This is a genomic window from Anaerosolibacter sp. (assembly GCF_029240175.1).
In the GTDB taxonomy this organism is placed as follows: Bacteria; Bacillota; Clostridia; order Peptostreptococcales; family Thermotaleaceae; genus Anaerosolibacter.
Map to the genome: position 1 here is coordinate 126,769 of NZ_JARBTM010000004.1, position 23,435 is coordinate 150,203.

At 36.4% G+C, this 23,435-nt stretch carries 22 protein-coding genes; all 22 read left to right on the plus strand.

What is annotated here, in order from left to right:
* Positions 1-79: 79 nt before the first annotated feature.
* The 22 genes from tsf (at position 80) to K0R93_RS03925 (ending at position 23,260) form a co-directional block, all read left to right on the plus strand.
* Positions 80-727 carry a translation elongation factor Ts gene (gene tsf, locus K0R93_RS03820; protein WP_300297807.1) on the plus strand — a complete coding sequence of 216 codons (648 nt, stop codon included), beginning with the start codon at positions 80-82 and terminating at the stop codon, positions 725-727.
* Between the two features lie 114 nt (positions 728-841).
* Positions 842-1,558: a UMP kinase gene (gene pyrH / locus K0R93_RS03825; RefSeq protein WP_300297895.1), complete on the plus strand. Its 717-nt coding sequence runs from the start codon at positions 842-844 to the stop codon at positions 1,556-1,558.
* Positions 1,559-2,116, plus strand: coding sequence for a ribosome recycling factor (gene frr, locus K0R93_RS03830; RefSeq protein WP_300297809.1), 558 nt, complete (start codon positions 1,559-1,561; stop codon positions 2,114-2,116).
* A gap of 4 nt (positions 2,117-2,120) precedes the next feature.
* Positions 2,121-2,306 carry a PASTA domain-containing protein gene (locus K0R93_RS03835; protein WP_300297812.1) on the plus strand — a complete coding sequence of 62 codons (186 nt, stop codon included), beginning with the start codon at positions 2,121-2,123 and terminating at the stop codon, positions 2,304-2,306.
* Between the two features lie 60 nt (positions 2,307-2,366).
* Positions 2,367-3,134, plus strand: coding sequence for an isoprenyl transferase (locus K0R93_RS03840; protein WP_300297815.1), 768 nt, complete (start codon positions 2,367-2,369; stop codon positions 3,132-3,134).
* Between the two features lie 11 nt (positions 3,135-3,145).
* On the plus strand, positions 3,146-3,928 hold the full coding sequence (locus K0R93_RS03845; RefSeq protein ID WP_300297818.1) for a phosphatidate cytidylyltransferase: 783 nt from the start codon (positions 3,146-3,148) through the stop codon (positions 3,926-3,928).
* Between the two features lie 88 nt (positions 3,929-4,016).
* Positions 4,017-5,165: a 1-deoxy-D-xylulose-5-phosphate reductoisomerase gene (locus K0R93_RS03850; protein WP_300297821.1), complete on the plus strand. Its 1,149-nt coding sequence runs from the start codon at positions 4,017-4,019 to the stop codon at positions 5,163-5,165.
* Between the two features lie 11 nt (positions 5,166-5,176).
* Positions 5,177-6,187 carry an RIP metalloprotease RseP gene (rseP, locus tag K0R93_RS03855; RefSeq protein WP_300297824.1) on the plus strand — a complete coding sequence of 337 codons (1,011 nt, stop codon included), beginning with the start codon at positions 5,177-5,179 and terminating at the stop codon, positions 6,185-6,187.
* Positions 6,188-6,203: 16 nt separating this feature from the next.
* Positions 6,204-7,259, plus strand: coding sequence for a flavodoxin-dependent (E)-4-hydroxy-3-methylbut-2-enyl-diphosphate synthase (ispG, locus tag K0R93_RS03860; protein ID WP_330685009.1), 1,056 nt, complete (start codon positions 6,204-6,206; stop codon positions 7,257-7,259).
* A 43-nt stretch (positions 7,260-7,302) separates the two neighbouring features.
* Complete coding sequence (locus K0R93_RS03865) at positions 7,303-11,580, plus strand: PolC-type DNA polymerase III (RefSeq protein ID WP_300297829.1); 4,278 nt, start codon at positions 7,303-7,305, stop codon at positions 11,578-11,580.
* A 188-nt stretch (positions 11,581-11,768) separates the two neighbouring features.
* On the plus strand, positions 11,769-12,233 hold the full coding sequence (rimP, locus tag K0R93_RS03870) for a ribosome maturation factor RimP (RefSeq protein WP_300297832.1): 465 nt from the start codon (positions 11,769-11,771) through the stop codon (positions 12,231-12,233).
* A gap of 19 nt (positions 12,234-12,252) precedes the next feature.
* On the plus strand, positions 12,253-13,314 hold the full coding sequence (gene nusA / locus K0R93_RS03875) for a transcription termination factor NusA (RefSeq protein WP_300297834.1): 1,062 nt from the start codon (positions 12,253-12,255) through the stop codon (positions 13,312-13,314).
* A gap of 18 nt (positions 13,315-13,332) precedes the next feature.
* Complete coding sequence (rnpM, locus tag K0R93_RS03880) at positions 13,333-13,602, plus strand: RNase P modulator RnpM (protein ID WP_300297837.1); 270 nt, start codon at positions 13,333-13,335, stop codon at positions 13,600-13,602.
* Positions 13,595-13,930, plus strand: a complete 336-nt coding sequence (locus K0R93_RS03885) for a L7Ae/L30e/S12e/Gadd45 family ribosomal protein (protein ID WP_300297839.1) — start codon at positions 13,595-13,597, stop codon at positions 13,928-13,930. The genes rnpM and K0R93_RS03885 overlap by 8 nt, the downstream gene beginning before the upstream one ends.
* 2 nt (positions 13,931-13,932) lie before the next feature.
* Positions 13,933-15,957: a translation initiation factor IF-2 gene (gene infB / locus K0R93_RS03890; protein WP_300297842.1), complete on the plus strand. Its 2,025-nt coding sequence runs from the start codon at positions 13,933-13,935 to the stop codon at positions 15,955-15,957.
* A gap of 29 nt (positions 15,958-15,986) precedes the next feature.
* Entirely contained in the window at positions 15,987-16,364 is a 378-nt protein-coding gene (gene rbfA, locus K0R93_RS03895; RefSeq protein WP_300297845.1) for a 30S ribosome-binding factor RbfA, read from the plus strand.
* Complete coding sequence (locus K0R93_RS03900) at positions 16,342-17,310, plus strand: DHH family phosphoesterase (RefSeq protein WP_300297848.1); 969 nt, start codon at positions 16,342-16,344, stop codon at positions 17,308-17,310. Before rbfA ends, K0R93_RS03900 begins: the two co-directional genes overlap by 23 nt.
* Positions 17,311-17,318: 8 nt before the next feature.
* On the plus strand, positions 17,319-18,212 hold the full coding sequence (gene truB, locus K0R93_RS03905; protein ID WP_300297851.1) for a tRNA pseudouridine(55) synthase TruB: 894 nt from the start codon (positions 17,319-17,321) through the stop codon (positions 18,210-18,212).
* A 12-nt stretch (positions 18,213-18,224) separates the two neighbouring features.
* Positions 18,225-19,151 (plus strand): bifunctional riboflavin kinase/FAD synthetase, encoded by a 927-nt coding sequence (locus tag K0R93_RS03910; RefSeq protein WP_300297854.1) that lies wholly within the window; start codon positions 18,225-18,227, stop codon positions 19,149-19,151.
* Between the two features lie 131 nt (positions 19,152-19,282).
* Entirely contained in the window at positions 19,283-19,546 is a 264-nt protein-coding gene (rpsO, locus tag K0R93_RS03915) for a 30S ribosomal protein S15 (protein WP_415782646.1), read from the plus strand.
* 153 nt (positions 19,547-19,699) lie between these two features.
* A complete protein-coding gene (gene pnp, locus K0R93_RS03920) occupies positions 19,700-21,805 on the plus strand; it encodes a polyribonucleotide nucleotidyltransferase (RefSeq protein ID WP_300297859.1) in 2,106 nt (701 codons plus the stop codon).
* A 195-nt stretch (positions 21,806-22,000) separates the two neighbouring features.
* Entirely contained in the window at positions 22,001-23,260 is a 1,260-nt protein-coding gene (locus K0R93_RS03925; protein ID WP_300297862.1) for a M16 family metallopeptidase, read from the plus strand.
* Positions 23,261-23,435 lie beyond the last annotated feature (175 nt).

A 23,435-nucleotide genomic window follows, 5' to 3' on the forward strand; every position in this document is an offset into this window, starting at 1 on the left:
TAAGGGTTAAGAGGGGATTTTATCCCTTGCTTCTCTTACCATTTATAATATACACAGAAACATGTGAGGAGGCGTTCTAATGGCTGTTACAGCTGGAATGGTTAAAGAGTTAAGAGAGAGCACTGGGGCCGGAATGATGGATTGCAAAAAGGCTTTAGAAGAGACAAACGGCGATATGGAAAAAGCTGTGGAAGTACTTAGAGAAAAGGGATTGGCTAAAGCAGCTAAAAAAGCAGGTAGAATTGCAGCAGAGGGTCTTGTTGAGTCATATATTCACGGCGGAAGAATAGGTGTATTAGTAGAAGTGAATAGTGAAACGGACTTTGTTGCAAAAAATGACGAATTCAAGCAGTTTGTTAAAGATGTTGCAATGCAAATCGCAGCTTCAAATCCACTTTACATAAGAAGAGAAGAAGTTTCAGAAGAAGTTATTCAAAAAGAAAAAGAAATCTTAAGAGCACAAGCTCTAAATGAAGGCAAGCCAGAAAAAATTGTTGATAAAATGGTTGAAGGTAGAATTGACAAATTCTTCAAAGAGGTTTGTCTACTAGAACAACCTTTCATTAGAGATCCTGATATTACAATTCAAGATCTATTAAATCAAAAAATCGCTAAAATTGGAGAAAATTTATCCATTAGAAGATTCATGAGATTTGAGGTTGGCGAAGGTATTGAAAAGAAAGAAGAAAACTTTGCAGAAGAAGTGGCAAAACAAATTAATAGTTAATAAGACAACTAAACATAGAGAACACACCCAGTGTTCTCTTTTTTAGAATACTACATCATAAAAATAGAAAAGGTTTTTAAGGAAGCATGTAGAATATTTAGAACGGAGGCTGTAATTGTGAGGCCAAAATATAAGAGAGTCATATTGAAGCTTAGTGGAGAAGCATTAGCTGGAGATCAAGGATTTGGTTTAAACGAAAAAACAATAGATTCAATTGCCAGTCAAGTGAAGGAGATATTTGATTTAGGCGTCGAAGTATCAATCGTAGTAGGCGGTGGCAATTTTTGGCGAGGTAGAAGTGGTAAAGGCATGGATCGAACAACAGCAGATTACATGGGAATGCTGGCAACTGTTATAAATGCTTTGGCCTTACAAGATGCGTTAGAAAGCATGGATGTTTTGACTAGAGTACAGACTGCAATTGAAATGAGACAAATTGCAGAACCTTATATAAGGCGAAAAGCTGTTCGTCATCTGGAAAAAGGTAGAGTAGTTATTTTTGCGGCTGGAACGGGCAATCCATATTTTTCAACAGATACTACAGCTGCTCTGAGGGCTGCAGAAATAGAAGCGGAAGTAATTCTATTAGCTAAAAAGGTAGATGGCGTCTATGATTCTGATCCTAAAATAAATCCTAATGCTCAAAAATTCGAAGAGTTAACATATATTGACGTATTAAATAAGGGCCTAGGAGTTATGGATTCTACAGCTACTTCCTTATGTATGGATAATAAAATACCGATTGTTGTATTTGGCCTTGATGAACCTCAGAATATTAAAAAAGTAATTTCAGGTGAAAAAATAGGAACAATCGTAAGGGAGGAATATTAGATGAGTTTAAGTGTTCACAAAGAATTAGACGAAAAAATGCAAAAAACCATTAGAGTACTAAAGGAAGAGCTACATAGCATCAGAGCAGGCAGAGCGAATCCTGCTTTATTGGATCGTATTGTTGTTGAGTATTATGGATCACCTACACCATTAAAGCAAATCGCTACAGTATCTGCTCCAGAACCGAGGTTGTTAATCATTCAACCCTTTGATAAATCTTCGGTGCAATCTATTGAAAAAGCAATTACACAGTCTGACCTCGGTATCAATCCATCCAACGATGGAAAAATCATAAGATTAGCTATTCCACAGCTAACGGAAGAGCGAAGGAAGGAATTAACGAAACTTGCGAAAAAAGTTGGAGAGGATGCTAAAGTTGCCATTCGAAATGAAAGAAGAGATGCTAACGATAAGCTGAAGAAAATGCAAAAAAATGCAGAAATTACAGAGGATGATTTGAAAAAATCAGAGGATGAAGTACAAAAGATGACCAATAAACATATTGAAATTATCGATGAGTTAATCGAGAAGAAAGAAAAAGAGATCATGGAGGTATAGGTTTGTGAACAATCCTGATTTGGTTGGATTAACTTTGGAAGGTGCTAAGGCTGAGTTAACAAAGATTAACCGAAGCGTGAGGATCGTAGAAACCTTTGCACCTAAAGAGAATACTACTATAGGCGAGTGCCGAGTAGTAAAGCAGACCATTATTGAAGATTACATAGAATTAACAGTTAGTTATTTTTAAGCCCCCGTCAAAGGGGGTTTAAAATATTTACTTCTCATTGATTACTGGAGGCACTTTTGTATGAAATTTATAAGAAACATGTTTACGAAACCGCATGCTGAATATGATTTTGAGAATATTGATATAACGAGAATTCCTGAGCACGTTGCCATCATTATGGACGGAAATGGGCGATGGGCAAAAAAAAGGGGTTTACCTAGAACTGCCGGGCATAAGGCAGGTGTTGAAGCACTCAGGGATATAATTCGCACGAGTTCCCAACTGGGAATCAAGTATTTATCTTTATACGCTTTTTCTACTGAAAATTGGAAGAGGCCTGAGGATGAAGTAAATGCGCTTATGCAGTTACTAGTGATGTATTTAAGGAAGGAAGTACAAGAATTGCATAAGAACAATGTTAAAATTAATATTATCGGGGATATAGACGGATTACCCAAAAGTGCCCAGGAAGAGATACATAGTGCATTTGAATTAACACAGAACAATCAGGGTTTGATTGTAAATATAGCTCTGAACTATGGTGGACGGTCCGAAATTATTCATGCAATTAAAGCGTTGGCGAGAAAAGTAAAAAATAATGAATTAGAGATCGAATCCATTGACGAAGAAATATTTTCTGGATTCCTATATACTGCAGGAATTCCCGATCCAGATTTGCTTATAAGGCCTAGTGGAGAGTTGCGTGTAAGTAATTTCTTGCTTTGGCAGATCGCATATAGTGAATTTTGGTTCTCTAATATATATTGGCCTGACTTTTCAGGGAAACATCTAATGAAAGCTATCATAGATTATCAAAAAAGAGACAGAAGATACGGGGGCGTCAAATAGGAGGCGATTTTATGTTAGTAAGAATTATATCAGCGCTGCTGGGGATTCCCCTATTATTATTTGTAGTTATAGAAGGCGGCATCTTTTTAAAAGTTTCCATATTAATATTAGCGATTTTAGGTATAGATGAATTTTTTAATGCTTTTCATAATATTAACATTAAGCCATCAAAGCCTATTGGTATAATTAGTGCTATTCTATTGACTCTGTTTACTTATAATGGAGCAAAAATAGAGTTGATAATGTTTTGGTTTTTTCTAAATATTTTTATGATATTGGGATATATTCTGCTAGGGCGAAAAGAAGAAATTTTATCCTCTGGCATCACAGCTATGGGCATTTATTATATTGTTTTTTTTATGTTCCATATTAACTTTTTAGCATCGAGTTATTATCCGAAACTCTTATGGCTAGTATTTATTACTGCTTTTGTAACGGATACTTTTGCATACTTTACTGGGGTGTTTTTTGGAAAAACTAAATTGTGTCCTAATATAAGCCCCAAAAAAACTGTTGAGGGATCTGTAGGTGGTATTTTAGGCTGTACGGCTATCAGCGGAATCTTTGCCAGCATTGTAATCCCAGAGCTTTTTATTCATTGTTTAATTATGGGGTTTATTGGTAGTATTATTGCGCAGTTGGGTGATCTCACCGCCTCAATGTTTAAAAGATATGTAGGAATTAAAGATTATGGAAAAATAATGCCTGGGCACGGCGGCGTTTTAGATAGATTTGATAGTATACTTTTTACTGCACCGTTGATATACTATTACACTATTCTTGTGATAAAATAATTTTAAATGTGTAAAAGGCAAAGCATGCCTTTTTACTATTTAGAATATAAAAATACATAGCTTCATACAATGTCGAAAGGGTGAGCCTATGAATAGAATTAGTATCTTAGGATCAACTGGATCAATTGGGAAACAAACAATTGATGTGGTTAGAAACAATAAGAACGAGTTTCATATATTTGGAATAAGTGGTAACAATAATATTGATGAATTGGAGCAGCAAATTCGAGAATTTAATCCTAAAATAGCAGCAGTAATGGAACACGAAAAGGCTTTAGAATTATCTAGGAGACTCGGTAAATGTAACACTGAAATAATGACAGGCATGGAAGGCCTTATCGCTGTTGCAACGCTGCCAGAGGTTGATACGGTAGTTACAGCTGTGGTGGGAATGATTGGGTTGATTCCTACGCTAAGAGCGATTCAAGCTAGAAAAAATATCGCTTTAGCAAACAAAGAAACTTTGGTTACAGCTGGGGAAATTGTTATGCAAGAGGCTCATAACCAAGGTGTAAAGATTATTCCTGTCGATAGTGAGCATAGTGCAATTTTTCAGTGTATACAAGGATCTAAGACGGAAGATATTAGAAGAATTATTTTAACAGCTTCTGGGGGGCCATTTAGACAACATTCATTAGAGCAACTACAAAAAGTGACTGTTGACGAAGCACTCAAACATCCCAAATGGAACATGGGAAAGAAAATTAGCATAGACTCTGCTACCTTGATGAATAAAGGACTTGAGGTTATAGAAGCCAAATGGCTATTTGATATACCTATAGATCAAATTGAGGTAGTTGTTCATCCTCAAAGCATTATTCATTCGCTTGTTGAATATAAAGATAGCTCTGTTCTTGCACAGTTAGGCTGTCCTGACATGCGTGTACCAATCCAATACGCTTTAACATATCCTAACCGTATTGAGAATAATTATGAAAAGATGGATTTTTACAAATTAGGCAATTTAAGTTTTGAAGAACCAAATCTTGATAAATTTCCCGCTCTAAGATTAGCCTATGATTCTCTAAAGGCTGGAGGTAGTATGCCGACAGTGTTGAACGGGGCCAATGAAGAGTTAGTTGCATTATTTCTTGGGGGGAAAATTTCTTTTTGTGACATATCGAGCATATTGGAAAAAGTTCTTGATCAACATCATATAGAGTATTCTATAGATGTTGATAGAATTATAGAAATTGATATATGGGCAAGAACTTTTGTAAAAAACATGATTAAATAGGTGGTGTGAATATGGGAACAATCATTGCAGCAATACTGGTTTTTGGGTTGTTAGTAATATTTCATGAGTTGGGGCATTTTGCCATTGCAAAGGCAGTAGGCATCAAAGTACATGAATTTGCTGTAGGTATGGGACCGAAGATATTAAGTATGAAAGGCAAGGAAACCTCTTATTCGGTTAGGGTCCTTCCTATTGGAGGGTATGTTAAGATGGAGGGGGAGGACGAAGCTTCTTCTGACTTAAGAAGCTTTAATAATAAACCTCTATGGGCAAGAATGTCAGTTATTCTGGCAGGGCCAATAATGAATTTTATTCTGGCCATATTGCTGTTTATGATTATCTTCTATTCTATCGGATTTCCAACAACTCAAATTGATCAAGTTACGCCTGGTCTTCCAGCTGAATCGGCAGGAATCGCTGCTGGAGACCGTGTCGTTCGCATCGAAGATGAGGAAATTAACAGTTGGGATGAAATTGTTCAAATTATTAATGGCAGCAAAGATAAATCACTGAATATCGAACTGATTGATAATGATGGGAAGCAGAAAAGTATCATGGTGAAGCCAGTGGTAAATGTTGAAACAAAACAAGCGGTAATTGGAATTACCCCTATTTTGAAAAAATCCTTTGGTCAGGCGGCTAAAGCGAGTATTGATAGGACTGCCTTTGTACTAACAGGAATGCTAGACTACCTGGGTAATCTGTTTAAAGGAAAAGCATCTGCTGAAGATGTCGTTGGACCTGTGGGAATTATTCATATTGTGGGTGAAGCGGCAAAAATAGGAATATTTAATGTGCTGCATATTGCTGCAGTTATTAGCATTAATTTGGGTATCGTTAATTTACTTCCTATACCAGCTCTTGATGGTGGACGGTTAATCTTTTTATCCATTGAAGGATTGAGCGGTAAGCCATTAAATCCAGAAAAAGAAGGCTTTATTCATCTAGTAGGGTTCGTTCTATTGATGGCTTTAATGGTTTTTATAGTATACAAAGATATCATTCGTTTTGATATTTTTTAGATAGGTGGTTATTTTGATGTACAATAAAAGAAAAGTAACAAGAAGTGTACAATGCGGAAATCTTAAAATTGGCGGAGATGCGCCTATCAGTATTCAGTCCATGACAAATACCGATACGCGAGACGTTCAAGCAACAGTTAATCAAATTTTACGTCTGGAAGAAGCTGGCTGCGAAATTGTAAGAATAGCAATTTTAGACGAGGAAGCAGCCAATGCGATCAAACGTATAAAATCTCAAATACATATTCCCTTGGTGGCTGATATCCATTTTGATTATCGTTTAGCCTTGTTAGCAATTGAGAATGGCATCGATAAGCTTCGGCTGAATCCAGGAAATATTGGAGATATTGATCGCGTACGTAAAGTTGTTGAACAAGCAAAGCGCAGAAATATCCCTATTAGAATAGGTGTTAATGCTGGTTCTATCGATAATAAAATACTCAATAAATATGGAGAAATAAATGCTGACGCTTTAGTTGAAAGTGCTATGGAGCATATCCAAATTCTAGAGCATTTAGATTTTCAGGATATCGTGATCTCATTAAAAGCATCAGATATTCGTCTTACTATAGGAGCTTATAGATTACTTTCTCAAAAGGTTAATTATCCTTTGCACATAGGAATAACAGAGGCCGGTACATTATGGAGTGGAACAGTTAAATCTTCTATAGGTATTGGCTCCTTATTATTGGATGGTCTAGGGGATACCGTAAGGGTTTCATTGACAGGGGACCCAGTGGAAGAAATAAAGGTGGCAAAAGAAATATTAAAATCATTGAGATTAAGAAGTTTCGGGGTGAACTTAATTTCTTGCCCTACCTGCGGACGATGTCAAATCGACCTGATTCAGTTGGCAAATCGCATAGAGGAAAAACTCAAGCAAGTAAATAAGCCAATTACTGTGGCAATTATGGGCTGTGCTGTGAATGGACCTGGCGAGGCAAGAGAAGCTGATATTGGTATTGCTGGTGGAAAATCATCGGCACTATTATTTAAAAAAGGAGAAGTTATAAGAAAACTATCTGAAGATGAGATTGAGAGGGTTCTTCTTGAAGAAATCGATAAATTGTAGTCAATAGATTTTAATATGAATTCGAGTTTTAAGGGTGGTATAGATGGATAATATACTTAATCATGTTTTTAGTAACTTATTAACGGACATTCGAATGGCCGTTGGTGGTGATATAGAGAAAATTCGATACAATCAAGAAAAAAAAAGGTTAGATATTGTTGTTTTACCGAAGGAAATAGTCTACAAACAGAATCTTGAAAAAATCAAAGAAAGAATTTATGGAAGCCTATCTTTTCTTCAAGAAATAAATTTTTTTACGGTATATAGGCATATGGATATTGATCAGGAGAGTATTATCAAAATCTATAAAGATAATATTCTTTTTGAATTGAATCAAAAATTACCATCTACCCTGGCCTGGATGAAAAATGCTGAGTTTCAGCTAGAAAACGACCTATTATATATACGTATAGAAAGTGAATTAGGGGTTGAAAGTTTAAAGGAAAAAAAGGTTGATCATTTCATTGAAAGAATTTTATCCTATGAATTTGGGATTTCGATCAAGGTGATACTCATTTACGAGTCAGAGGAAGAAACAGGATGCAACGAAGAATATTTAAAATTAAAAGAGGAAGAAACTCAGAATCTATTAAAGGGATTAATAAATCAACTGCCTGAGAGAGCTGATATATTAAAAGATCCTAAGGAAAAAGGACAAAATATTGAGGGTGTGATCCTAGGGAAAAGAATTAATGAGGTCAAAACCCCTATATCGGATGTAACCGAGGAATCAGGAAGTGCATGTATAGAAGGAGAAATCTTTAGCCTGGAGACTAGGGAGCTAAAGAATGGAAAAACTTTATTTACCCTATGTATCACTGATTATACTGGATCAATTGCTGCAAAGATATTTGCAAAAAAGGAACAGACTGAAGTGCTCGATGAAACCCTTTCTATAGGAAAATACATAAGACTTAAAGGAGAGGCCAGATATGACACATTTTCAAGGGAATTGATCATCATGGCCAATGATATCAACGAAGCAAGGCCTGTGGTTAGAGTAGATAAGAGTGAACACAAAAGAATTGAATTACATGCCCATACCCAAATGAGCTCTATGGATGGCGTTTCATCAACCTCTAGTTTAGTCAAAAGGGCGGCTAAATGGGGGCATCCTGCTATTGCTATTACAGATCATGGCGTAGTACAAGCTTTCCCAGAAGCCATGGAAGCTGGTAAGAAACATGATATTAAGGTAATTTATGGAGTGGAAGGTTATTTGGTAAATGACGGGGCGCCTATCGTATTAAATTGCAATAATAAGCCATTAGATCAATGTTATGTGGTTTTTGACATAGAAACAACTGGACTATCCAGCAAACACGATGGAATAACTGAGATTGGTGCTGTGAAAATTTCTGAAGGAAAGGTCATAGATCATTTCAATATGTTGGTTAACCCAGAAAGAGCTATTCCATCAAATATTGTAGAACTCACAGGGATTTCCGATGAAATGCTAAGAGATCAGCCTAAAATCGAAGAAGTGCTGCCGAAATTTTTAGAATTCGTAGGAGAAAACCCAGTTGTAGCCCACAATGCAGGATTTGACACCTCGTTTATCAAGGAAAACTGCCATAGACTCGGGCTAAGTTTCGATAATCCTGTAGTGGATACCTTATCCTTAGCTAAAATACTGATGCCTAAGCTTAAAAAATACAAATTAAATATTATCGCTACCGCGCTGGGCGTTGTACTAAAAAATCATCATCGTGCTGTAGATGATGCTGGTGCAACGGCAGAGATTTTCATCCAATTTCTAAACCTTTTAAAGGAAAGAAATATTAGTGAGTTGAGAGAAATAAATGAACTATCCAACAAAAATGCAGATATCAAAAAAATGGATACCTATCATATTATTATTCTAGTAAAAAATTACACTGGATTAAAAAACTTATATAAAATAATATCTGCATCCCATATGAATTATTTTTATAAGCGTCCGCGGATTCCCAAATCACTGTTAACACAGATGCGGGAAGGTCTGATTATTGGAACGGCATGTGAAGCTGGAGAATTATACCGTGCAATCACAAGCAATAAATCGAAACGTGAAATAGAAGAAATTGTTAAGTATTATGATTATTTAGAAATACAACCTATTCATAATAATACTTTTTTAATTGATAAAGGCATTGTTAAAGATGAAGAAGAGTTAAGAGATATTAATAAAAAGATTGTGGACCTAGGGACTGCATTTCATAAGCCTGTGGTTGCTACAGGGGATGTTCATTTTCTTGATCCCCACGATGAAGCCTATCGAAGAATATTGATGGCAGGGCAAGGTTTTGATGACGCAGATGAGCAGACCCCTTTATACTTTAGAACCACTGATGAGATGTTAAAGGAATTTGAATACCTCGGAAAGCATGCTGCACTTGATGTAGTTGTAAACTATCCAAATCATATTGCGAACCAGGTGGATCATATTATACCTATACCGGATGATACTTTTCCACCGATCATTGAAGGATCAGATGAAGATCTCAGAAGGATGTGTTATGAAAAAGCTACACGTATTTATGGTGATCCTCTTCCTGAATTGGTACAAAAGAGGTTGGATAGAGAATTAAACTCCATTATTAGTAACGGTTATGCTGTTATGTATATTATCGCTCAAAAGTTGGTTGCAAAATCTTTGCAAGACGGATATCTTGTAGGCTCCAGAGGATCTGTGGGATCATCCTTTGTTGCAACAATGAGTAATATTACTGAAGTAAACCCATTGCCCCCTCACTATGTCTGTCCAAATTGTAAAGATTCGGAGTTTATTACAGATGGCTCCATAGGAAGTGGAGCAGATTTACCAGATAAAGTTTGTCCAAAATGTAATATTTTTTATTTGAAAGATGGACATGACATACCTTTTGAAGTGTTTCTTGGATTCGAGGGTGATAAGGAACCTGATATTGACTTGAATTTTGCTGGAGAATATCAGCCTACAGCTCATAAATACACAGAAGAACTGTTTGGAGAAGGCTATGTATTTAGAGCAGGAACAATCGGCACAATTGCAGATAAGACAGCTTATGGATTTGTTAAGAAATATTATGAAGAAAAACAAATACCAGTAAACAATCGTGAAATAGAAAGATTGGCTAAAGGATGTACAGGGGTAAAAAGAACGACGGGGCAACATCCAGGCGGGGTAATGGTTGTACCTAACTATAAAGAAATATATGATTTTTGTCCGATTCAATATCCCGCGAATGATGGTTCCTCTGGGATCATTACCACTCATTTTGACTATCATTCAATCAGCGGTAGGTTATTAAAGCTAGATATTTTAGGTCACGATGTACCTACGATTATTAGAATGCTTCAGGATATTACCGGAGTTGATCCAACCCAGATTCCTCTTGATGATAAAGAAACGGTAAAAATATTTACAAGTCTTGATCCATTAAAAATTGTTGATAAGGAATTCATATGTGAGGTAGGCAGTTTGGGTATTCCTGAATTTGGGACAAAATTTGTACGGCAAATGTTGGTAGATACCCAACCATCCACTTTCGCAGAATTGGTTCGAATAAGCGGTTTGTCCCATGGTACGGATGTGTGGTTAAACAATGCCCAGGAACTTGTCCGACAAGGCACAGCTGAATTAAAAGATGTTATATCTACTAGAGATGATATTATGAACTATTTGATATATAAGGGATTACCTCCCAAAACAGCCTTTAAGATTATGGAAAAGGTAAGAAAAGGGAAAGGGTTATCACCTGAAGATGAGGAAGCAATGGCTCAAAACAAGGTGCCAAAATGGTATATTGATTCATGTAATAAAATAAAATACATGTTTCCAAAGGCCCATGCTGTCGCTTACGTTATGATGTCTTTTAGAATTGCATACTTTAAAGTGCATTATCCTTTAGCTTTTTATGCCACATATTTTACAACAAAAGCATCGGATTTTGATGCTGACCTGGTTGTAAGGGGAAAAGAAAAAATAAAAAACAAGATGAAGGAATTAGAAACACTTGGCAATGCAATGTCTCAAAAAGAGAAGGATCTGTTGACGGTTCTTGAGGTAGCCAGCGAAATGTATGCAAGGGGCCTGCATTTTTTACCAGTTGATATATATAAATCTGATGCAGAGCATTTTAAGATTGTTGAGGATAAGCTTCTTCCGCCTTTGTGTGCACTGCAGGGTGTTGGAGAGAATGCTGCCAAAAGTATCTGTGAGAGCAGAAAAGATAGAGAATTTATTTCGTTGGAAGACTTACGAACGAGGGCAAAGGTTACAAAAACAGTTATCGAGACTTTACAGAATCATGGATGCTTAGATGGATTGCCTAATACCAATCAGTTATCTCTATTTTAGCCTTGCATAACTTTTCTTTATATGTTATAATTTTACTGAAATAGAAAGATGCGCGAAAAAGAGTGGGAGAAAACCCACTCTTTGCTATTATACATATACTTTTATGTAGGAATAAAGGACGTGGAATTACGAGAGAATAAAAATAATACATCTTTTTATAAATAGTTCCAATAGAGGAGGAAAATACAATGTCTAAAAAGCGAGTTGCCGATATCGTGGAAGAATTGGTTATGCCAAAAATTAAAGAAAAAGAGTTAGAACTAGTTGATATAGAGTTTATTAAAGAAGGCAGAGATAGATTTCTAAGGGTATATATAGACCATAGAGATGGAATTACCTTGGACGATTGTCAGGCAGTAAGTGAATATTTGAGTGAACGATTGGACGAAGTCGATCCAATAGAAGAGGCATATTATTTGGAGGTATCATCGGCTGGACTAGACAGAGAGTTAAAAAAGGATTCAGATTTTGAAAAGTTTAAAGGAAGAATGGTTGAAGCATATCTTTACCAGGCAGTAGATGGGAAAAAGATGATTGAAGGTGAATTACTAGGTTTGATTGAAAATGTAGTAGCTATAAAAATTAGTGAACATGAAACCTTGGAATTATCAAAGGATAAGATTGCAAAGGTAAAGTTAGCAGTAATAATTTAATATAGGGAGGTAATAACAAGTGAATGGAGAATTTATCGAAGCTCTTGACCAAATTGAGAAGGAAAAGGGCGTAGCAAAGGATATACTTATTGATGCCATCGAAGCTGCACTCATTTCCGGCTATAAGCGTAATTACGGTTCTGCACAAAATGTAAAAGTGTATATTAATCGAGATACAGGCGAAGTCAGGGTATTCTCATTGAAAGATGTCGTTGATGACGTTGAAGATGAACTATTACATATCAGTCTTGAGGATGCAAAGGAAATTGATAGGAATTATGAGATTGGTGATGTGGTTGAAAAGGAAGTAACACCTAAAAACTTTGGTAGAATCGCAGCACAAACTGCAAAGCAGGTAGTCGTTCAGAGAATTAGAGAAGCTGAGCGCGGTATTATATTTGATGAATTTATTAACCGTGAAAGCGAGATTGTCACAGGTATTGTGCAAAGAATCAGTAAAGGAAATGTTTTTATCAATTTAGGAAAAACAGAGGCGATTTTAGCACCCGGGGAGCAAATTGAAGGGGAAGCTTATAAGCACAATGATCGAATAAAATCCTATATTGTTGAAGTAAAGAAGACTACAAAAGGTCCTCAAATCATGGTATCAAGAACTCATCCAGGACTAGTGAAGAGACTATTCGAGTTAGAAGTACCTGAAATCCATGATGGTGTTGTTGAGATAAAAAGTGTTGCAAGGGAAGCCGGTTCAAGATCAAAATTGGCAGTACACTCCCATGATCCTAATGTGGACCCTGTAGGAGCTTGTGTAGGACATAAGGGTGTTAGAGTTCAGGCAATCGTCGATGAGTTAAAGGGTGAAAAAATAGATATTATTAAATGGAGCGAAAATCCTGAAGAGTATATAGCCAGTTCCTTGAGTCCTTCTAAGGTAGTCAAGGTCGAAGTAAAAGATGATGAGAAATCTGCTCTTGTTGTTGTTCCTGATTTCCAGCTATCCCTTGCTATCGGAAAAGAAGGTCAGAATGCAAGGTTGGCAGCGAAACTCACAGGTTGGAAAATCGATATCAAAAGTGAAACTCAGTATAAGGAATATATTCAACAGAAAAGTAGTAGTTAGGAAAAGGAGGTATTCTCCATGAAAGCACGAAAAATACCCCTTAGACAATGCCTTGGCTGTATGGAAGGAAAACCCAAAAAAGAGCTAATACGTATTGTTCGAACGCCTGAAGGGGATATAAAAATTGATAAAACAGGTAAAGCAGCTGGCCGCGGTGCCTATATATGTGATGATGTGGAGTGTTTGAATAAGGTTCAGAAAAAGAAGGCATTAAACCGTGCCTTTCAACAAGATGTTGGGGAAGAAATTTATATCAAGCTTCATGAGGAGCTAAGGCATGATGGATAAAAGAATCTTATCGTTTTTAGGTTTAGCACAACGCTCTGGAAATCTTATTACAGGAGAAGATACCTGTGAATATCACATAAAAAAAGGTCATATTCGGTTAGTGATTATTCCTTTGGACGCTTCGGAAAATACAAAAAAGAAGTTCAAAGATATGTGTGACTTTAGAGGAATCCGATATGTTATTTTTGGCAAAAGGGATGAACTTTCATCTGCTATAGGAAAGTCAAATAGGGCAGTATATGCAATCAAAGATGCTGTTTTTGCAAGTAAAATACATAGTCTGATTATGGAGTCTATGGAGGATTTAAATTCTTTAGGGGGTGAATGAATATGTCAAAATTGAGAGTGTATCAATTGGCAAAAGATTTAGGGATATCTAGCAAGGAAGTAATTGAGAAATTAACTGAGTTTGGTGTAGAAGTTGCAAATCACATGAGTGCATTAGAGGAAGATGAGGCGAATATTATTATAGAACTTTATGGAGTAGAAGATAAGAAAGAAAAAAGTACAAATAACAAAGGAACGGATAAATCCAATCACGAAGCAAACGTAGAAACTTTAAAAGAGACAATTCAGCAGGGTGGAGTATCAAGTGAGGAGAATCATAAATTGATCTTGATTCCAGAAGCTTTGACTGTGAAGGATTTAGCTGAAAAGATCGGTAAGAGCGTATCAGATGTAATGGGAAAACTTATTGCTTTAGGTATATTTGCTACAATTAATCAGGAAGTAGATTTCGATACAGCAGAGTTGATCTGCACCGACTTTGGTATAGCCATTGAAAAAGAAGAAGTGAAAGAAGAACTTGAGATTGGGCTAGTACAAGAAGAAGATAAACCAGAAGATTTGAAGGCTAGACCACCCGTTATTACTGTGATGGGTCATGTCGACCATGGTAAAACATCACTGCTTGATGCCATCCGGAATACAAGTGTAACATCCCGTGAGGCGGGGGGGATAACCCAACACATAGGGGCTTCCGAGGTAGAGGTTCATGGAAATAAGATTGTTTTCCTTGATACCCCAGGACATGAGGCGTTCACATCTATGAGAGCACGAGGGGCCAGTATAACAGATATAGCAATCCTAGTGGTAGCAGCTGATGATGGGGTGATGCCTCAAACGAAGGAAGCAATAAACCATGCTAAAGCAGCCAATGTACCTATCATTGTAGCGATGAATAAGATTGATAAGCCTGAAGTAAACTCAGATCGAGTAAAACAGGAACTATCAGATCACGGTATTTTGATAGAAGAGTGGGGTGGCGATACAATCCTTGTACCTGTTTCAGCGAAGACAGGGGAAGGTATCGAAACACTGTTAGAAATGATTATTATAGCTGCAGAGATGCTTGAATTAAAAGCGAATCCTAAACGCTTTGCCACTGGAACAGTGATTGAAGCGAAGCTTGATAAGGGAAGAGGACCTGTTGCAACGATACTTGTTCAAAATGGTACATTAAAGGTGGGAGATTCTGTTGTGGCTGGAGCATCCTACGGAAGAATACGAGCCATGATTAATGATAAAGGTAAACAGATAAAGAAGGCAGGTCCATCTACAGCAGTTGAAATTTTAGGTCTTTCAGATGCTCCTGAAGCTGGGGACTTATTCCATGCTGTAAAAGAGGATAAAATTGCAAGACAAATTGTAGAAAAGAGAAAAGTAAAAGAGCGAGAAGAAAACTTGAATGCTTCGGCAAAAGTGACCCTTGAGGATTTATTTAAACATATTCAAGAGGGTAATGTAAAAGAATTAAATATCATAGTCAAGGCTGATGTGCAAGGCTCTGTAGAGGCCGTAAAACAATCATTGGTGAAACTAAGCAATGAGGAAGTTAAAGTAAAGATGATTCACGGTGGCGTGGGCGCTATTACGGAATCAGATATAAAGCTTGCATCTGCTTCTAATGCGATTATCATCGGATTCAATGTACGACCTTCAACTGCTGTAGAAAACCTTGCAGAAAGAGAAAACATTGATTTAAGGACCTATAGAATCATTTATGAAGCCATAGCAGATGTAGAAGCAGCGATGAAGGGTATGCTTGATCCTGTGTATAAAGAGGTCGTATTAGGAAAAACTGAAATTAGAGCAACATTTAAGGTGCCTGGTATTGGAACTATTGGTGGTGCTTATGTGTTAAACGGGAAGATTACAAGAAATGCAAAAGTACGATTGATTAGAGATGGTATTGTTATTCATGAAGGAGAAATGTCCTCATTAAAGAGATTTAAAGATGATGCGAAGGAAGTAGCGGCTGGATACGAATGTGGTGTAGGAATTGCTAACTACAACGATCTTAAAGAAGGAGATATTGTAGAAGCCTTTATTATTGAAGAAGTAAAAAGAGTGTAATATGTTTTAGATAGGAAGGTGGCTCTGATATGGGTTATCCACGTACAAATAGGATTAGTGAAGAAATTAAGAAGTTAGTTAGTCATCTGATTATGAATGAACTAAAAGATCCAAGACTATCACCGTTGACAAGTGTTGTTGCTGTGGAAGTGACGAGAGACTTAAGATATGCAAATATTTTCATTAGTGTATATGGATCTCAAGATGAAAAGGAAAATTCCCTAAAAGCCCTACAAAATGCTGGGGGATTTATTCGTAAAGAAATAGGTAAGAGCTTGAAACTCCGTTATACACCGGAGCCCCTATTTAAAATGGATCAGTCTATTGAACAAGGAATGCATATCAATGAATTAATCAGTAAGGTAAATAAAAAGGATGTTGTCAATGACCATGAACAAGATGCATGATAACAAGTTTGTCGAAGCAATCAAAAAGGGAGAACGTGTACTCATTCTCCCTCATATCCTTCCTGATGGAGATACCATTGGGTCTGCTTTGGCACTTTTTTTAGCGTTAAAAAAGATGGGCAAAGAGCCATGGATTTTATTGGATGATGACATTCCGTATAATTTACGATCGCTGCCTGTTCAATATATTGTTAGAGAAATAAATCCGATAATGAAACTGGATACTGTCATTGGTATTGATTGCAGTGATCTAAGCAGATTGGGTTCTCGCAGCCAGTATATTCACAGTGCAGAACTAAGTGTAAATATTGATCATCATATCACGAATACTTTATTTGCAGATATCAATATCGTCGATCATCAAGCTGCGGCTACTGGAGAAATCATATATTCGCTCATTCATGCTATGGGTGTAGCATTAGACTGTGAAATAGCTACCTGCCTTTACACTGCTATTTCAACGGATACAGGAAGTTTTAAATATAGCAATACAACATCGAAAACCCATGAAATCGCTGCTGATTTACTTCGAAATGGGATTCGGCTAAATGAGATAACAACAGAGCTTTATCAGAATAAGCCGTCTTATCAGATAAAGCTTCTTTCTACTGTGCTAAATACTTTAGAGTTTCACTACCAAGGGCAGTTAGCAACATTACATGTTACTGAAAATATGTTGCGTAATACAGGAGCAAGCACTTCTGATACCGATGGGCTTATTGAATATGCTAGAGATATAAAAGGGGTAGAAGTAGCTATATTATTAAAGGAACTGAAGCCAGGGGAGATTAAGATAGGACTCCGGTCAAAATACCATATAGATGTGAGCAAGATTGCAGGAGAGTTTGGTGGAGGCGGTCATAGTAAAGCCTCTGGTTGCACTATCCATGGAAGTATTGATGATGCAAAAAACAAATTACTTAGTGTTTTAAAAGATAGATTATAGGTGATTGAATGGACGGTATTATTAATATATTGAAACCACCCAGAATGACTTCTCATGATGTTGTTTATGTTGTGAGGAAAACATTAAATATGAAAAAAGTTGGCCATACAGGGACATTAGATCCTATGGCAGCCGGTGTCTTACCCATATGTCTTGGGAAGGCAACAAGAATTAGCCAGTATCTGATGGATGATATGAAAAAATATCGCTGTGAGATGATCCTCGGTCATAATACAGATACATTAGATAGATGGGGAACCATTATTAATTCTCGACCAGTAAATGTAAAAGAAGATGAAATCCATAAAGCGTTTCAACGTTTTAATGGAGAGATTTTACAGATTCCACCTATGTATTCTGCTTTAAAGCAGAATGGGAAGAGACTATATGAACTGGCAAGAGAAGGAAAGACGGTTGAACGAGAGGCAAGGAAAATATTTATTGAGAAAATAGATATCCTAAAAATAGAAAAAGCTACTATTTTGTTTGATGTAGAATGTTCTAAAGGGACATATGTGAGAACCTTATGTGAGGATGTCGGAAATTACTTAGGCTGTGGAGGGGTTATGTCTTTTCTGCTTCGTACAGCCAGCGGACGGTTTAACCTTTCAAATGCAGTAACATTAGAAACACTTCAAGGAACAGATATTGAGAAGATTAGGAAAGAGTATGTTTTTGATGTAGATTATCCACTTATCCAAATGACTAGAATTGATGTAACAACATCATCATTGAAATATCTTTTAAACGGAAATCATATTTACAGAAAAAACCTGGTAGGTAATGTACAATTAGTGAAGGATACCATGGTGAGACTATACGCAGATGATCGATTTATTGCCTTGGGAAAAGTAAAGTATGATGGTGACCTCTACATTGACATTGATCGAGTTTTTAACTAAAGGGGAAAAAATATGGAAATTATCACTTCTCTTGAGAATATAGATTTAAAATCTTATAAGTGTGGTGTAGCATTAGGAAGCTTTGATGGCATCCATATAGGACATCAGACGCTTCTTATGAATCTTGTTGATGTTTGTAGAAAGAATAAATTCAAAAGTGTAGTATATACATTTACCAATCATCCCAGAAGTTTGACTTCTACGAATGGAGCCCCCAATAGAATTTTGACTGAAAAAGATAAATTTAATGTTTTTAGAGAATTCGATATTGATTATGTGATTTCTGTTGAATTTGACGATTTACATAGAAATCTAGCACCAGCAAAATTCGTTGAAGATATCCTAATTCGAAAGCTAAATATGGCGTATGGCGTTGTAGGATTTGATTATCGATTTGGATATAAGGCCCATGGTGATGTGAACCTGCTAAAGGAGTACCAGCAACAGTTTATGTACGAATTAAAGATTGTTGATGCAGTTAAAATCGAAGATGAAATTATCAGCAGTACAGCGATCAGAAAGTTTATTGGCGATGGTATGATTAATAAGGCGAATCTTTTTCTAGGACGAAAATATAGTGTTTTTGGTAATGTTGTGAGGGGAAAAGGCTTAGGCCATCAACTGGGATTTCCAACTGCGAATCTAAAGATTGAAGGAAACCTAATTCTTCCAAAGCCGGGCGTTTACTATACAAAATGTATCATAGATGAAAAGATCTATCCTAGTATCACCAGTGTTGGATACAATCCTACTTTTGGAGAGAATCCCATAACTGTGGAAACCCATATACTTAATTTTGACAATGATTTATATGGCAAAGAAATAGAGGTTCAGTTTTATCATTGTTGTAGGGGTGAAATGAAATTCGCCAGTGTAGATGATTTGGTGAAGCAAGTACAGATTGATATCAAGTCGGCTCAAAAATACTTCAATATGTAATTTTATATTTACTTTTTAGTTCAAGTATGCTACCATTATATATTGTGAAGAACCATATGCTATGTAATTCGAGACTCCGACGTATTACTTGGCTTATGGGGATAAAAATTAAGGAGGTGAAAAGCATGGCTATGAATAAAGAAAACAAAATGACAGTAATTAATTCTTACAAGGTCCATGAAAATGATACTGGTTCTCCAGAAGTTCAAATTGCATTATTGACTACAAGAATTAATGAGTTAAATGAGCACTTAAAAGTACACAAGAAGGATCACCATTCACGTCGTGGACTTTTAAAGATGGTTGGTAACAGAAGAAATTTACTGAACTATCTAAAGGATAAGGATATTGAAAGATATAGAACAGTTATTGAAAAGTTAGGTTTAAGAAAGTAGTGATAATTGAGCGGGGTTTTGTCCCGCTCTATTATTTTATCATACATATGTTTTTAGATTTGTGAGGATTTTTCGTGAGAGTGTAGGAAATAATATTATCTGTGTAGAATATATTTCCTGTATTTATAAATAAAACATGTAAGGAGGTAAATGATGGAAAAGATTTTCAAAACAACAATTGGCAACAGACCTTTAGAAGTTACTATTGGTAAATATGCTGAGCAGGCAAGTGGTGCAGCTTTTGTTAGATATGGAGATACTGTTGTTTTGGTAACTGCAGTTGCATCTTCACAGCCAAAGGAAGGCATTGATTTCTTTCCACTTAGCGTAGATTATGAGGAAAGACTTTATTCTGTCGGCAAAATTCCCGGTGGATTTGTCAAAAGAGAAGGTAGGCCTACAGAAAAAGCTATTCTGACTTCAAGATTAATCGATCGACCTATTCGCCCGCTTTTCCCGAAAGGATATAGGAATGATGTACAAGTCGTAGCTACTGTTTTATCTGTTGATCAAGATTGCACGCCAGACGTGGTAGCGATGATAGGTTCTTCCATTGCTTTGTCCATTTCCGATATACCTTTTAAAGGACCTACTGGATCAGCAATCATCGGAATGGTCGATGGACAGATGGTGATTAACCCAACTGTCAAAGAGCGGGAAACAAGTCAGATGCATTTGGTGGTTTCAGGTACAAAGGATGCTATCATGATGGTAGAAGCCGGTGCTAATGAGCTTTCTGAAGAGGTAATGCTAAATGCAATCATGTTTGCCCATGAAGAGATTAAAAAAGTGGTTGCCTTTATTGAAGAGATTGTAGAAGAAGTAGGCAAGCCAAAACAAGAAGTTGTTCTTTTTGAAATAGATGCAGCAATTGAAGAAGAAGTAAGGGCGTTTGCTACTGATAAAATGCTTCAAGCTATAAAAACAGTAGATAAAGTTGAAAGAAATGAAAATATGGAAAAAGTGAAACAAGAAGCTATGGAGTATTTCGTTGAAAAGTATCCAGATAATGCAAAAGATGTTTCTCAGACGCTATATCAGATTACAAAAGAACAAGTGCGTAAAATGATTACATATGATAAGGTTAGACCAGATAACAGAAAACCTGAAGAAATTCGTGAGATCACATGTGAGGTTGGCATTCTACCAAGAGCCCATGGTACAGGATTGTTTAAGAGAGGTCAAACACAAGCATTGACTGTAGCCACACTTGGTGCTATAGGGGATGCCCAAATTTTAGACGGCTTGGGAGAGGAAGAATCAAAGAGATATATGCATCACTATAACTTCCCACCTTATAGTGTAGGAGAAGCAAGATTCATGAGGGGTCCAGGTAGAAGAGAAATTGGACATGGTGCTTTGGCAGAGAGAGCTTTAGAGCCTGTCATTCCATCAGAATCAGACTTTCCATATACAATCCGTCTTGTTTCAGAGGTTCTTAGCTCTAATGGAAGTACATCTCAAGCTTCAGTTTGTGGAAGTACACTGGCCTTGTTAGATGCTGGAGTACCAATCAAATCTCCAGTTGCTGGAATTGCCATGGGGTTGATTAAAGATGATGACCAACTATCTATTTTAAGTGATATTCAAGGCATGGAAGATTTCTTAGGAGATATGGACTTTAAGGTCGCCGGAACAGCAGAAGGAATTACAGCAATCCAGATGGATATCAAAATCGAAGGAATAAATAAAGAAATTCTAGAGAGAGCTTTAGCTCAAGCAAAGGATGGAAGGTTGTATATTCTAGATAAGATGAATGCTACGATCTCCAAGCCTAGAGATGAAATTTCTCCATATGCTCCAAGAATTATTAAGACCATGATTCATCCAGATAAGATCAGGGAGTTAATCGGGCCTGGCGGAAAAACAATCAATAAAATTATCGATGAAACTGGAGTCAAGATCGATATCGAAGATGATGGCAGAGTCTTTATTACAGCTTCAAATGTAGAGGATGGAAATAAGGCGTTAAAAATGGTTGAAGGTATTGTGAAGGAAGCTCAAGTTGGTGAGATTTATATGGGTAAGGTAATGCGTATTATGAATTTTGGTGCTTTTGTTGAAATCTTACCAGGTAAAGAAGGATTAGTACATATATCAAATATCGCAAAAGAAAGAACTGCAAAGGTCGAAGATGTACTTAACATTGGCGATGAAGTTCTTGTAAAAGTAATAGAAATTGACAAGCAGGGCAGAATTAATCTATCAAGAAAAGATGCACTTCCTGAGACAGAACAGCCTGAATCGGAAGGTAAATAGAAAACATAAACCAAACAGGTTTATGTTTTTCTTTTGGGAAAATGAAAAACTCCTAAGTTGTTAAAAGCAACAAATTTGATGGAACTGCGATTATGTTTGGATTGCTTTTTAAAACAAGTGTTTTTTCTTGATTATTTCGGCATACTAAATTATAATAATTAGTATGTTTCTTAGAAAAGAACGTAGGAGGATAAGATGTTTGAAAGACATAAATTAAGTAATGGTGTTAGGGTTATTGTAGAACATATCCCCCATGTAAAGTCTGTTTCATTAGGGTTTTGGATTGGGGTAGGTTCTATTCATGAAAATAGTAAAAATAATGGTATTTCACACTTTATTGAACATATGCTCTTTAAAGGCACGACAAATAGAACGGCAAAACAGATTGCTGAGAGTATAGATAGCATTGGTGGACAATTAAATGCATTTACAAGCAAAGAGTGTACATGTTATTATGCAAAGGTTTTAGATAGTCATCTTCCAATTGCTGTTGATGTATTATCAGATATGTTGTTTAACTCAACCTTTATTGATATAGAGATTGAAAAAGAGAAGAGTGTTGTATTAGAAGAGATAAATATGTATGAAGATTCGCCAGATGACTTAGTGCATGATTTACTTTCAAAGATAACTTTCAGTAACCACTCTTTAGGATCCCCTATATTAGGAACGAACCAAACCGTTGGTCAATTTCACCGTGAGATGATTCTAGAATATGTGGCGAACAACTATACATGCGATAATATTGTTGTATCAGTAGCAGGAAATATCGATCAACAATTATTATTAAGTTTATTGGAAGAGAAATTTGCCCAATATACGAATAAAATAAAAGTGCCAGATACCATAGAAGTACCTAACTTTACGAAGAATAGCGGACATCGATATAAGGATATTGAACAACTGCATTTTTGTATTGGTCTTAAGGGCATTCCACAGGGACATAAGGATTTGTATCCTTTATTGGTAATGAACAATGTTTTTGGTGGTAGTATGAGCTCAAGGTTATTTCAGAATATTCGAGAGGATAAGGGATTGGCGTATTCAGTATTTTCATATCCTTCATCCTATAGCCGGGTTGGTATGATGACAATTTATGCGGGCATAAACCCAAATCAGCTGCTAGAGGTCACCAAACTAATCAGCGAAGAGATATCTAACATGAAAGAAAAAGGATTAACCGAAGAAGAATTTTACAAATCGAAGGAGCAGCTAAAAGGAAATTACATTTTAGGGCTTGAGAGTACCAGTAGTAGAATGACATCCATGGGTAAATCAGAACTACTTTTGAATAGAGTTTTTACCCAAAAAGAAATATTAGATAAAATAGATAGCGTAACCATGGAAGATGTCTGTCGTGTAACCCATGACATTTTTAATCTGCAATACGCTTCTGTTGCTCTTGTAGGGAAAATTGATAATGAACAAGGTGTTAATGAAATACTTAAATTCTAAAGATATTAGCTTCGGCTAATGTCTTTTTCATTCAATAGGAAGGTTCTACTTTCCTATTGAATGAAAAAGCAGGGGTGCATGGGAAGTATTCCCATGCCGTAGTCAGAGGGATGCTCAGGCTGCCTAGCAGCCGTCGAAGGGGAACTAGGTTCCCCTCAGATGGCATCGTTAGATG

Bases quoted from the DNA above. Each gene is read 5' to 3' on its own strand.
- tsf (WP_300297807.1), top strand. From the start codon at position 80: ATGGCTGTTACAGCTGGAATGGTTAAAGAGTTAAGAGAGAGCACTGGG.
- frr (WP_300297809.1), top strand. From the start codon at position 1,559: ATGAGTTTAAGTGTTCACAAAGAATTAGACGAAAAAATGCAAAAAACC.
- K0R93_RS03840 (WP_300297815.1), top strand. From the start codon at position 2,367: ATGAAATTTATAAGAAACATGTTTACGAAACCGCATGCTGAATATGAT.
- K0R93_RS03845 (WP_300297818.1), top strand. From the start codon at position 3,146: ATGTTAGTAAGAATTATATCAGCGCTGCTGGGGATTCCCCTATTATTA.
- K0R93_RS03850 (WP_300297821.1), top strand. From the start codon at position 4,017: ATGAATAGAATTAGTATCTTAGGATCAACTGGATCAATTGGGAAACAA.
- rseP (WP_300297824.1), top strand. From the start codon at position 5,177: ATGGGAACAATCATTGCAGCAATACTGGTTTTTGGGTTGTTAGTAATA.
- ispG (WP_330685009.1), top strand. From the start codon at position 6,204: ATGTACAATAAAAGAAAAGTAACAAGAAGTGTACAATGCGGAAATCTT.
- K0R93_RS03865 (WP_300297829.1), top strand. From the start codon at position 7,303: ATGGATAATATACTTAATCATGTTTTTAGTAACTTATTAACGGACATT.
- rimP (WP_300297832.1), top strand. From the start codon at position 11,769: ATGTCTAAAAAGCGAGTTGCCGATATCGTGGAAGAATTGGTTATGCCA.
- rnpM (WP_300297837.1), top strand. From the start codon at position 13,333: ATGAAAGCACGAAAAATACCCCTTAGACAATGCCTTGGCTGTATGGAA.
- K0R93_RS03885 (WP_300297839.1), top strand. From the start codon at position 13,595: ATGGATAAAAGAATCTTATCGTTTTTAGGTTTAGCACAACGCTCTGGA.
- infB (WP_300297842.1), top strand. From the start codon at position 13,933: ATGTCAAAATTGAGAGTGTATCAATTGGCAAAAGATTTAGGGATATCT.
- rbfA (WP_300297845.1), top strand. From the start codon at position 15,987: ATGGGTTATCCACGTACAAATAGGATTAGTGAAGAAATTAAGAAGTTA.
- K0R93_RS03900 (WP_300297848.1), top strand. From the start codon at position 16,342: ATGACCATGAACAAGATGCATGATAACAAGTTTGTCGAAGCAATCAAA.
- truB (WP_300297851.1), top strand. From the start codon at position 17,319: ATGGACGGTATTATTAATATATTGAAACCACCCAGAATGACTTCTCAT.
- K0R93_RS03910 (WP_300297854.1), top strand. From the start codon at position 18,225: ATGGAAATTATCACTTCTCTTGAGAATATAGATTTAAAATCTTATAAG.
- rpsO (WP_415782646.1), top strand. From the start codon at position 19,283: ATGAATAAAGAAAACAAAATGACAGTAATTAATTCTTACAAGGTCCAT.
- pnp (WP_300297859.1), top strand. From the start codon at position 19,700: ATGGAAAAGATTTTCAAAACAACAATTGGCAACAGACCTTTAGAAGTT.
- K0R93_RS03925 (WP_300297862.1), top strand. From the start codon at position 22,001: ATGTTTGAAAGACATAAATTAAGTAATGGTGTTAGGGTTATTGTAGAA.